General features: G+C 53.3%; 16 protein-coding genes. All 16 read left to right on the top strand.

Annotation, left to right across the window (positions count from 1 at the left end; all coding sequences use genetic code 11):
* The 16 genes from ABD997_RS12640 (at nt 1) to rpsN (ending at nt 9,199) form a co-directional block, all read left to right on the top strand.
* Nucleotides 1-2,235, top strand: a complete 2,235-nt coding sequence (locus tag ABD997_RS12640) for a GumC family protein (RefSeq protein WP_345317424.1) — start codon at nt 1-3, stop codon at nt 2,233-2,235.
* A gap of 291 nt (nt 2,236-2,526) precedes the next feature.
* A complete protein-coding gene (gene rpsJ, locus ABD997_RS12635) occupies nt 2,527-2,838 on the top strand; it encodes a 30S ribosomal protein S10 (RefSeq protein WP_013343788.1) in 312 nt (103 codons plus the stop codon).
* Nucleotides 2,839-2,867: 29 nt separating this feature from the next.
* A complete protein-coding gene (gene rplC / locus ABD997_RS12630) occupies nt 2,868-3,506 on the top strand; it encodes a 50S ribosomal protein L3 (protein WP_345317423.1) in 639 nt (212 codons plus the stop codon).
* 17 nt (nt 3,507-3,523) lie between these two features.
* Nucleotides 3,524-4,129 (top strand): 50S ribosomal protein L4, encoded by a 606-nt coding sequence (gene rplD, locus ABD997_RS12625; protein WP_345317422.1) that lies wholly within the window; start codon nt 3,524-3,526, stop codon nt 4,127-4,129.
* On the top strand, nt 4,126-4,428 hold the full coding sequence (gene rplW, locus ABD997_RS12620; RefSeq protein ID WP_345317421.1) for a 50S ribosomal protein L23: 303 nt from the start codon (nt 4,126-4,128) through the stop codon (nt 4,426-4,428). Before rplD ends, rplW begins: the two co-directional genes overlap by 4 nt.
* Before the next feature lie 18 nt (nt 4,429-4,446).
* Nucleotides 4,447-5,271, top strand: coding sequence for a 50S ribosomal protein L2 (gene rplB, locus ABD997_RS12615; RefSeq protein WP_345317420.1), 825 nt, complete (start codon nt 4,447-4,449; stop codon nt 5,269-5,271).
* Between the two features lie 15 nt (nt 5,272-5,286).
* Complete coding sequence (rpsS, locus tag ABD997_RS12610; RefSeq protein WP_013343793.1) at nt 5,287-5,565, top strand: 30S ribosomal protein S19; 279 nt, start codon at nt 5,287-5,289, stop codon at nt 5,563-5,565.
* 10 nt (nt 5,566-5,575) lie between these two features.
* A complete protein-coding gene (gene rplV, locus ABD997_RS12605) occupies nt 5,576-5,908 on the top strand; it encodes a 50S ribosomal protein L22 (RefSeq protein ID WP_028117107.1) in 333 nt (110 codons plus the stop codon).
* A gap of 11 nt (nt 5,909-5,919) precedes the next feature.
* Nucleotides 5,920-6,609, top strand: coding sequence for a 30S ribosomal protein S3 (gene rpsC, locus ABD997_RS12600; RefSeq protein ID WP_345317419.1), 690 nt, complete (start codon nt 5,920-5,922; stop codon nt 6,607-6,609).
* Between the two features lie 11 nt (nt 6,610-6,620).
* Nucleotides 6,621-7,034 carry a 50S ribosomal protein L16 gene (gene rplP / locus ABD997_RS12595; RefSeq protein WP_345317417.1) on the top strand — a complete coding sequence of 138 codons (414 nt, stop codon included), beginning with the start codon at nt 6,621-6,623 and terminating at the stop codon, nt 7,032-7,034.
* Nucleotides 7,034-7,225 carry a 50S ribosomal protein L29 gene (gene rpmC, locus ABD997_RS12590; protein WP_067665778.1) on the top strand — a complete coding sequence of 64 codons (192 nt, stop codon included), beginning with the start codon at nt 7,034-7,036 and terminating at the stop codon, nt 7,223-7,225. The genes rplP and rpmC overlap by 1 nt, the downstream gene beginning before the upstream one ends.
* On the top strand, nt 7,225-7,473 hold the full coding sequence (gene rpsQ / locus ABD997_RS12585; protein WP_345317415.1) for a 30S ribosomal protein S17: 249 nt from the start codon (nt 7,225-7,227) through the stop codon (nt 7,471-7,473). Before rpmC ends, rpsQ begins: the two co-directional genes overlap by 1 nt.
* Nucleotides 7,474-7,636: 163 nt before the next feature.
* Entirely contained in the window at nt 7,637-8,005 is a 369-nt protein-coding gene (rplN, locus tag ABD997_RS12580; RefSeq protein ID WP_286341196.1) for a 50S ribosomal protein L14, read from the top strand.
* Between the two features lie 10 nt (nt 8,006-8,015).
* On the top strand, nt 8,016-8,330 hold the full coding sequence (rplX, locus tag ABD997_RS12575) for a 50S ribosomal protein L24 (RefSeq protein WP_345317412.1): 315 nt from the start codon (nt 8,016-8,018) through the stop codon (nt 8,328-8,330).
* Nucleotides 8,331-8,342: 12 nt separating this feature from the next.
* Nucleotides 8,343-8,882, top strand: coding sequence for a 50S ribosomal protein L5 (rplE, locus tag ABD997_RS12570; RefSeq protein ID WP_345317411.1), 540 nt, complete (start codon nt 8,343-8,345; stop codon nt 8,880-8,882).
* A gap of 11 nt (nt 8,883-8,893) precedes the next feature.
* On the top strand, nt 8,894-9,199 hold the full coding sequence (rpsN, locus tag ABD997_RS12565; RefSeq protein ID WP_345317410.1) for a 30S ribosomal protein S14: 306 nt from the start codon (nt 8,894-8,896) through the stop codon (nt 9,197-9,199).
* The last annotated feature ends 5 nt before the right edge of the window (nt 9,200-9,204 follow it).

Here is a 9,204-nt window from a genome sequence, read left to right as displayed (position 1 = left end):
ATGTTGAGCGAGATAACAAATGAGGGTCGTCAGCCAGAGGCACCGCTCGAGTGGGTGGGTTTGACGCAGCGAGCGGTGTCGCTCTGGCGATACCGATGGTGGATTATCCTTTTTACTCTGCTGGTCAGCGCAGTCGGCTACGCCTATATCGCTGCTATGCCACCGGTTTACCATGCTCAGGTGACGCTGCTGCTGGAGAAGCAGCAGTCTAACGTGGTCTCCATCGATGAGGTGTATGGTCTGGATACCAGTGCGGACGAGTATTTTCAGACTCAGTATCAAATTATGGAGTCACGTAAAATAGCAGAGCAGGTGGTCGACAAGGTGGGGCTTATGTCTGTCCCAGAGTTCCGGGGCGACCAGGGCTTAGCGCTTGGAATGCTAAGACAGTGGCTTAACCGTCATCTACCTTGGCGTCGGGATAACACACCGCTCAGTGAAGAGGAGATCGCCTACCGACTGAAGCAAAAGGTGTTATCCCGATACTTTGAACGCCTCACCATTATCCCTATTCGCAGCACTCAATTGGTTAAGGTGCAATTCGCGTCGGAAGATCCTCATTTGGCTGCGGCAGTCGCCAATGCCATCGCAGAGACTTACATCGAATCGCATATGGAGAATAAGGTAACAGCGACTGAACAGGCCACACACTGGATGCAAGGTCGATTGGAGCTGTTAAAAACGAATCTGCGAAGCTCGGAACTGGCATTGCAGCAGTTTCGAGATCAGGCGGGTCTGGTCGACGTTGAGGGACTGCTGACGCTCGAGAGCCAACAATTGGAAGACCTCTCCTCGCGACTTAATGACGCGAAAGCCAGACGCAGTGCGGCGCAGACCGTTGCTCGGTCTGTCGCTGCAGCAGGAGGAAGCAGCTTTGAGCAGCTAGCCGCCCTGCCGGAGATGAATCGGCACCCCAGCGTTCAGCAACTGAGGAAAGCTGAGACAGTCGCAGAGCAGAAAGTGGCACAGCTCGCGAATCGTTATGGCCCCAAACACAAGAATATGGTGGCCGCGAAGGCTGAACTAACCGAGGTCCGCACAGCCCTGCGTCGCCAGATACGCCAATTGGTTGAGGGTGTTCAACAGGAGTACCAGGCTGCCAGTGAGGAAGAAGCCAGCCTGATGAAAGAGCTCGATGCTGCCCGATCCAATTACCAAGGGTTGAGTAAGAGCGAAACGGAGTACCGGGAGCTGCTACGAGAGGTTGAAGCGAATCGACAGTTGTATGAAACCTTTATGACTCGAATCAAGGAAACGGGGATTGCGGGAGATTTTAACCAGGCCATTGCCCGGGTAACGGATCCGGCGCTGCCACCTTTAACCCCGGCGGAGCCGAAAAAAGGGTTATTGATGGGCGGGACTATCGCTTTCGCATTGGCGCTATCCTGCACCATCGCCGTACTTTACTCACGATTCGCCGATGTGATCTCTCGAGCTGATGAAGTTGAGTCGACACTAAAAGCGAAACTGCTGGGTATTGTGCCGAATACGCGCTTTCTCAATCGTGAACAAGCGGCGCGTGGATACTTCGATAGCCAGCGGCCCGCATTTGGAGAGTCTTGGCGAAGCATCAGGACAACGCTGAGCCTTCAAGACAACTTCTCTTACCCAATGACGTTGGCGATAAGCTCAGCGGCGCCGGAGGAGGGGAAGTCCACTTGTGCCATTAGTCTGGCCCAGGCCTTGGCCCAGATTAAGTCCGTCCTGTTGGTGGACTGTGACCTGAGGCGTCCAACCATAGGTACAAGCTTTAAGTTACCAGAGTACCAGCCAGGACTGACCAATGCCGTGAAAGGCACACACTCTTTGGCCCAGTGTGTGCACTTTGATAGTGAATCGGGTGTGTCAGTGCTTGGAGCAGGAACTGCGCTGGCAAACCCACTGGAAAGTCTCTCTGGAGATGGGTTTCGTCAATTATTGGAAAAAGCCCGCGCAGATTATGATGTGGTGATCTTGGACACGCCGCCAATCAATTCTGTGTCCGATGGGCTGGTTGTCGGTCAGCTGGCGGGAAACCTTGTCTTTGTTGTTCGCTCGGAAAGTACCCGCATTAAGCTGGCTCATCGTGCTCTGGCCCAGATCCTGAAGAATCGCATTCGTCTCACCGGCGTGATCCTCAACCGAGTCTCCGGTGAAGCGATGCAGGCGCAGTATGGCAAACGTTATGACCGCTACTACGGCCATGGATACCGTGAGAAAAAAGGGACTACCGAGAAGTGTGAAAGTGCGGCATAATGCGCGCCCGGATGTTCTGATGCGCCCTTGGAGTCGGCCCTAGTGCCACTTTAAGTAGATGCCGCAATTCGTGCTTGCGCTTTCAGGATAACTGAGTATAATTCGTCCGGCTTACGCAATTGGCGAAAGCTGAAACCCGAAAGGGTTGAATATAACGGCGGCAAAATTATTGCCGTAAACAGCGACTCCGATTTGGAGTCGAATGTAGGTGAATCGTCTCTTCCCCCTGTACTTAGAGAAAGGTGGTGAAGGGATTGGTTTATGTGTTTCTTAGAGTTGGAGCTCTGGTCAATGCAGAACCAAAGAATCCGTATCCGTCTGAAGGCGTTCGATCATCGCCTGATCGATCAGTCTACCGCGGAAATCGTTGAGACTGCTAAGCGTACAGGTGCTCAAGTTCGCGGTCCTATCCCGCTGCCCACCCGTAAAGAACGCTACACAGTACTGATTTCTCCGCACGTCAACAAAGACGCGCGTGACCAATACGAAATCCGTACTCACAAGCGTCTGGTGGACATTGTTGAGCCTACCGACAAGACTGTCGACGCGCTGATGCGTCTGGATCTGGCTGCAGGCGTAGACGTGCAGATCAGTCTGGGTTAATTCCAGATTCGGAATAGAGGTTTATAAGAATGGCTATCGGTCTTGTAGGTCGCAAAGTTGGTATGACCCGCATCTTCACTGAAGAAGGCGTGTCCATCCCTGTGACTGTTATCGAAGTAGAACCGAACCGTGTAACTCAGGTTAAAGCACTGGATAGCGAAGGCTACCGTGCAATTCAGGTAACCGTAGGTAGCAAAAAAGCTTCCCACGTGAACAAGCCTGAAGCTGGCCACTTTGCTAAGGCAGGCGTTGAAGCCGGTCGTGGCCTGTGGGAGCACCGCCTGGGCGAAGGTGAAGGTGAAGGCATCGAGCTGGGTGCTGAGCTGAAAGTCGACATCTTCGCTGATGTTGCAAAAGTAGACGTTACCGGTCAATCCAAGGGTAAAGGTTTCCAAGGTGCTGTTAAGCGCTGGAACTTCCGCACCCAGGATATGACTCACGGTAACTCCTTGAGCCACCGCGCTCCGGGTTCCATTGGTCAAAACCAATCCCCGGGTAAGGTATTCAAGGGCAAGAAAATGGCTGGCCACATGGGTGCTGAGCGTGTAACGACTCAAAACCTGGACGTGGTTCGTGTTGACGTCGAGCGTAACTTGCTGTTGATCAAGGGTGCAGTCCCTGGAGCCAACGGCGGTAACGTTATCGTTAAGCCTGCCGTTAAAGCGTAACGTCTGAGGAGATAGTAATGGAATTGGTAATGAAAGACGCCCAGAGCGCTCTTGAAGTTTCCGAAACTACCTTCGGGCGTGAGTTTAACGAAGCTCTGGTACACCAAGTGGTAGTGGCTTTCGCAGCCAATGCTCGTCAAGGTACCCGTGCTCAGCTCAGCCGCTCTGAAGTTACTGGCACCGGCAAAAAGCCGTGGCGCCAGAAAGGTACTGGCCGCGCTCGTGCCGGTACTGTGAAGAGCCCGATCTGGCGCTCCGGTGGCGTAACTTTCGCTGCTAAGCCGCAGGATCACGGCCAAAAAGTTAACAAGAAGATGTACCGCGCCGCTCTGCGCAGCATTCTGTCTGAGCTGGTTCGCCAGGAGCGTCTGATTGTTGTAGAAAACTTCTCTGTTGAAGCGCCGAAGACCAAAGAATTGGTTGCCAAGCTGAAAGAGATGGAACTGTCTGACGTACTGATCGTGACCGGTGAAGTTGATGAGAACCTGTTCCTGGCTTCTCGCAACCTGTACAAGGTTGACGTACGCGACGTAGACGGTATCGATCCGGTTAGCCTGATCGCCTTCGACAAAGTCCTGATGACCGCTGACGCAGTTAAGCAGATTGAGGAGAAGCTGGCATGATCCGTGAAGAACGTTTGCTGAAAGTGCTGCGCGCTCCGCACATCTCTGAAAAGAGCACCATGGCCGCTGAGCTGAACAACACTATTGTGTTCAAAGTGGCCCTGGACGCGACTAAGGCGGAAGTCAAAGCTGCCGTTGAGAAGCTGTTCGAAGTTCAGGTAACTGGCGTTCGCACCAGCGTGGTTAAAGGCAAAGTGAAGCGTCACGGCGCTCGTTTCGGTCGTCGTAGCGACTGGAAAAAGGCCTACGTCACCCTGGCCGAAGGCGCTGACATCGATTTTGTCGGCGGCGCTGAGTAAGCAGTAGGAGTTTAGATAATGGCTATTGTTAAGTGTAAGCCTACCTCTGCCGGTCGTCGTCACGTTACCAAAATCGTGAACGCCGAACTGCACAAAGGTAAGCCTCACGCCGCTCTGCTGGACAAAAAGTCCAAGTCTGGTGGTCGTAACAACGCTGGTCGCATCACCACTCGCCACATCGGCGGTGGCCACAAGCAGCACTACCGTATTGTTGACTTCAAACGCAACAAAGACGGTGTGCCGGCCAAGGTGGAGCGTCTGGAATACGATCCGAACCGCAGCGCTAACATCGCTCTGGTTCTGTACGCAGACGGTGAGCGTCGTTACATCCTGGCCCCTAAAGGCCTGCATGCTGGCGATGCGATCATGTCCGGTGTAGAAGCCGAGATCAAAGTGGGCAACACCCTGCCGATGCGCAACATCCCGGTTGGCTCTACCGTTCACAACGTTGAACTGAAGCCGGCTAAGGGTGGTCAACTGGCGCGTTCCGCTGGTGCCTACGTCCAAATCGTTGCTCGCGACGGTGCTTACGTGACTCTGCGTCTGCGCTCTGGCGAAATGCGCAAAGTTCTGGCTGATTGCCGCGCCACCATTGGTGAAGTAGGCAACGCCGAGCACATGCTGCGTCAGCTTGGTAAAGCTGGTGCCAACCGCTGGCGCGGTGTTCGTCCGACCGTTCGTGGTGTTGCCATGAACCCGGTAGATCACCCGCACGGTGGTGGTGAGGGTAAAACCTCTGGTGGTCGTCACCCGGTTTCTCCGTGGGGCGTTCCGACCAAAGGTAAGAAAACCCGCAGCAACAAGCGTACTGATAAGTACATCGTACGTCGTCGTACCAAGTAATTTAGAGGATTCACCATGCCACGTTCTCTCAAGAAAGGTCCATTTATCGACCTGCACTTGCTGAAGAAGGTAGAGAAAGCGGTGGAAAGCGGAGACAAAAAGCCTGTTAAGACTTGGTCCCGTCGTTCGATGATCATTCCTGATATGATTGGTCTCACCATCGCTGTCCATAATGGTCGTCAACATGTACCGGTTTTCGTTACCGAAGACATGATTGGCCACAAACTGGGCGAATTCGCGCCGACTCGCACTTACCGCGGCCACGCTGCGGATAAGAAAGCGAAGAAACGCTAAGGGGTTGAAGATGGAAGTTTTAGCTAAACACCGTTTTGCCCGCACTTCTCCACAGAAGGCTCGCCTGGTTGCGGATCAAATCCGTGGTCTGCCGGTTGATCGCGCCCTGGACATTCTGACCTTCAGCAACAAGAAAGCTGGTGCTCTGGTAAAGAAAGTTCTGGAGTCTGCCATTGCCAACGCGGAACACAACGAAGGTCTGGACATCGACAACCTGAAAGTTGCCAAGATCTTTGTTGACGAAGGTCCGACCATGAAGCGCATCATGCCGCGTGCTAAAGGCCGTGCTGACCGCATCCTGAAGCGCTCTAGCCACATCACTGTGGTTGTGGCCGACAAGTAAGGGGAGCTGCAATGGGACAGAAAGTACATCCTAATGGTATCCGCCTAGGGATCACCAAGCCTTTCTCCTCGACCTGGTACGCGGAGAAAAAAGATTACGCTGACAACCTGTTCAGCGACCACGAAGTGCGTCAATTCCTGAAAAAGGAACTGGCCAACGCTTCTGTTTCCCGGATCACCATCGAGCGTCCGGCCAAGAGCATCCGTGTGACTATTCACACTGCTCGTCCTGGCGTCGTGATTGGTAAGAAGGGCGAAGATGTTGAAAAACTGCGTAAGAAAGTCGCCAAACTGGCCGGCGTTCCTGCTCAGATCAACATCTCCGAAGTACGCAAGCCGGAACTGGATGCTCAACTGGTAGGCGATTCCATCGCTTCTCAGCTGGAGCGCCGCGTTATGTTCCGTCGCGCTATGAAGCGCGCCGTGCAAAACGCCATGCGTCTGGGTGCCAAGGGCATCAAAATCGAAGTTTCTGGTCGTCTGGGTGGCGCTGAGATCGCACGTACCGAATGGTATCGTGAAGGTCGTGTGCCGCTGCATACCCTGCGCGCTGACATCGATTACGCTACTTCCGAAGCTCACACCACTTACGGTGTAATCGGCATTAAAGTTTGGGTCTTCAAAGGTGAAGTTCTGGGCGGTATGCCGGTTGTTGAAGAGCAGCCGAAGCAGCAGCCGAAGCGCAAAGGTCGTGGTAAGTAAGGGGAACCGAGATGCTGCAACCTAAACGTATGAAGTTCCGTAAGATGCACAAAGGCCGTAACCGCGGTGTCGCTACCAGCGGTGACAAGGTGTCCTTTGGCTCTTTCGGTCTGAAAGCGACCACCCGTGGTCGTATGACTGCGCGTCAAATCGAAGCGGCACGTCGTGCCATGACTCGTCACATCAAGCGTCAAGGTAAGATCTGGATCCGTGTATTCCCGGACAAGCCGATCACCGCCAAGCCGCTTGAGGTTCGTCAGGGTAAAGGTAAGGGTAACGTTGAGTACTGGGTAGCACAGATCCAACCGGGTCGTGTCCTGTACGAAATGGAAGGTGTGTCTGAAGAGCTGGCTCGTGAAGCCTTCTCTCTGGCTGCCGCCAAGCTGCCTGTACAGACCACCTTTGTAACTCGTAAGGTGATGTGATGAAAGCACAAGATTTGCGTGAAAAAAGCGTTGAAGAACTGAACGCGGAGCTGCTTAATCTGCTGCGCGAACAGTTCAACCTGCGTATGCAGAACGCAACCGGTCAGCTGAAAGCGACTCACGAAATGAAGAAGGTACGCCGCAACATCGCGCGCGTGAAGACCGTTCTGACTGAGAAGGCAGGTGCGTAATGTCTGATAAAATCCGTACTCTTCAGGGTCGTGTTATCAGCGACAAGATGGACAAGTCCATCACCGTAGCCATCGAGCGCAAAGTTAAGCACCCGATCTACGGTAAGTTCATGAAGCGCACTACTAAGCTGCACGTTCATGACGAAAACAACCAGTGTGGTATCGGTGACGTGGTAGAAATCCGCGAATGCCGTCCGCTGTCCAAGACTAAGTCCTGGACTCTGGTAAGCGTGCTAGAAAAGGCCTAAAGTAAGGCCCTTCTACTACGATGTAGAGTAACCGGCTCGGGCCTGCCCGGGCCGGTTATTTTTTATCTACCCTTTTGCGAAAGGGTGGGTTATAATTGCGCGCCTTTTTGAGGCAGCCAACTAGCCCGTAAGGGTGTTTGAAGTAAATAAGCGGAGCACTGAAATGATCCAAATGCAATCTGTGCTGGACGTTGCCGATAACTCCGGCGCACGTAGCGTGCAGTGTATTAAGGTCTTGGGTGGCTCTCACCGTCGTTACGCCGGCATCGGCGACATCATCAAGGTTTCTGTTAAGGAAGCTATTCCTCGCGGTAAAGCGAAGAAAGGTGACGTATTTAACGCGGTGGTAGTTCGCACCAAGAAGGGCGTACGTCGTCCCGACGGTTCTGTCATTCGCTTCGACCGTAACGCTGCTGTATTGCTGAATGCCAGCAACCAGCCGATCGGCACTCGTATCTTTGGCCCGGTGACCCGTGAGCTGCGTAATGAGCAGTTCATGAAGATCGTGTCCCTGGCGCCGGAAGTACTGTAAGGAGCGAACCATGGCAGCAAAAATCCGTCGTAATGACGAAGTAATCGTACTGGCAGGTAAAGACAAGGGTAAACGCGGTAAGGTTTCCCAAGTCCTGTCTACCGGTAAGGTAATCGTCGAAGGCGTTAACCTGGTGAAGAAACACCAGAAGCCGAACCCCCAACTGGGAGTTCAAGGTGGCATCGTTGAGAAAGAAGCCCCCATCCACGCTTCCAACGTGGCACTGTTCAACCCTGCCACTGGCAAGGCTGATCGTGTGGGTTTCCGTATTGAAGACGGCAAAAAAGTCCGTTTCTTCAAGTCCAACGACGAAATTGTTAAGTAATTGGAGTTTACGATGGCGAAACTGCATGATTACTACAAAGAAGCTGTAGTAAATGAACTGATGAAGCAGTTCGGCTACACCAGCATCATGCAAGTCCCTCGGATTGAAAAGATCACCCTGAACATGGGTGTCGGTGAAGCCGTAGCGGACAAAAAGGTGCTGGAAAATGCCGTAGCTGATATGGCAGCTGTTTCCGGTCAGAAGCCCCTGATCACTAAAGCTCGCAAATCTGTTGCTGGCTTTAAGATCCGTGAAGGTTACCCGATTGGTTGTAAAGTAACCCTGCGCGGCGAGCGTATGTGGGAGTTCTTCGAACGTCTGGTATCCATTGCGGTACCTCGTATCCGTGACTTCCGTGGCCTGAACCCGAAAGCGTTCGATGGTCGTGGTAACTACTCCATGGGCGTTCGTGAGCAAATCATCTTCCCGGAAATCGATTACGACAAGATCGATAAAATTCGCGGTATGGACATCACCATTACCACGACTGCGAATACCGATGAAGAAGGTCGTGCTCTGCTGGCTGCCTTCAACTTCCCGTTCCGCAAGTAAGGTGTAGGGTTATGGCTAAACAATCCATGAAGGCGCGTGACGCAAAGCGTGCCAAGCTGGTAGCTCAGTACGCTGAAAAGCGTGCCGCGCTCAAAGCGATCATCAAGGACGTCAACGTCTCTGAAGAAGAGCGTTGGGCTGCGGTCCTGAAACTGCAACAACTTCCGCGTGATTCCAGTGCCTCTCGTCAGCGTAACCGCTGTGCGATCACTGGTCGCCCGCACGGTTATCTGCGCAAGTTCGGCCTGAGCCGAATCAAACTGCGTGAAGCCACCATGCGCGGTGAAGTTCCTGGCCTGAAAAAGGCCTCTTGGTAAGCATT

This window comes from Ferrimonas gelatinilytica, from assembly GCF_039544205.1.
In the GTDB taxonomy this organism is placed as follows: Bacteria; Pseudomonadota; Gammaproteobacteria; order Enterobacterales; family Shewanellaceae; genus Ferrimonas; species Ferrimonas gelatinilytica.
The sequence above is the reverse complement of the archived record's forward strand: the minus strand, read 5'-3'. Positions and strand labels throughout refer to the sequence as shown.

Bases quoted from the DNA above. Each gene is read 5' to 3' on its own strand.
- ABD997_RS12640 (WP_345317424.1), top strand. From the start codon at position 1: ATGTTGAGCGAGATAACAAATGAGGGTCGTCAGCCAGAGGCACCGCTC.
- rplE (WP_345317411.1), top strand. From the start codon at position 8,343: ATGGCGAAACTGCATGATTACTACAAAGAAGCTGTAGTAAATGAACTG.
- rpmC (WP_067665778.1), top strand. From the start codon at position 7,034: ATGAAAGCACAAGATTTGCGTGAAAAAAGCGTTGAAGAACTGAACGCG.
- rplC (WP_345317423.1), top strand. From the start codon at position 2,868: ATGGCTATCGGTCTTGTAGGTCGCAAAGTTGGTATGACCCGCATCTTC.
- rplW (WP_345317421.1), top strand. From the start codon at position 4,126: ATGATCCGTGAAGAACGTTTGCTGAAAGTGCTGCGCGCTCCGCACATC.
- rplB (WP_345317420.1), top strand. From the start codon at position 4,447: ATGGCTATTGTTAAGTGTAAGCCTACCTCTGCCGGTCGTCGTCACGTT.
- rpsQ (WP_345317415.1), top strand. From the start codon at position 7,225: ATGTCTGATAAAATCCGTACTCTTCAGGGTCGTGTTATCAGCGACAAG.
- rpsN (WP_345317410.1), top strand. From the start codon at position 8,894: ATGGCTAAACAATCCATGAAGGCGCGTGACGCAAAGCGTGCCAAGCTG.
- rpsS (WP_013343793.1), top strand. From the start codon at position 5,287: ATGCCACGTTCTCTCAAGAAAGGTCCATTTATCGACCTGCACTTGCTG.
- rpsJ (WP_013343788.1), top strand. From the start codon at position 2,527: ATGCAGAACCAAAGAATCCGTATCCGTCTGAAGGCGTTCGATCATCGC.
- rplV (WP_028117107.1), top strand. From the start codon at position 5,576: ATGGAAGTTTTAGCTAAACACCGTTTTGCCCGCACTTCTCCACAGAAG.
- rpsC (WP_345317419.1), top strand. From the start codon at position 5,920: ATGGGACAGAAAGTACATCCTAATGGTATCCGCCTAGGGATCACCAAG.
- rplN (WP_286341196.1), top strand. From the start codon at position 7,637: ATGATCCAAATGCAATCTGTGCTGGACGTTGCCGATAACTCCGGCGCA.
- rplP (WP_345317417.1), top strand. From the start codon at position 6,621: ATGCTGCAACCTAAACGTATGAAGTTCCGTAAGATGCACAAAGGCCGT.
- rplD (WP_345317422.1), top strand. From the start codon at position 3,524: ATGGAATTGGTAATGAAAGACGCCCAGAGCGCTCTTGAAGTTTCCGAA.
- rplX (WP_345317412.1), top strand. From the start codon at position 8,016: ATGGCAGCAAAAATCCGTCGTAATGACGAAGTAATCGTACTGGCAGGT.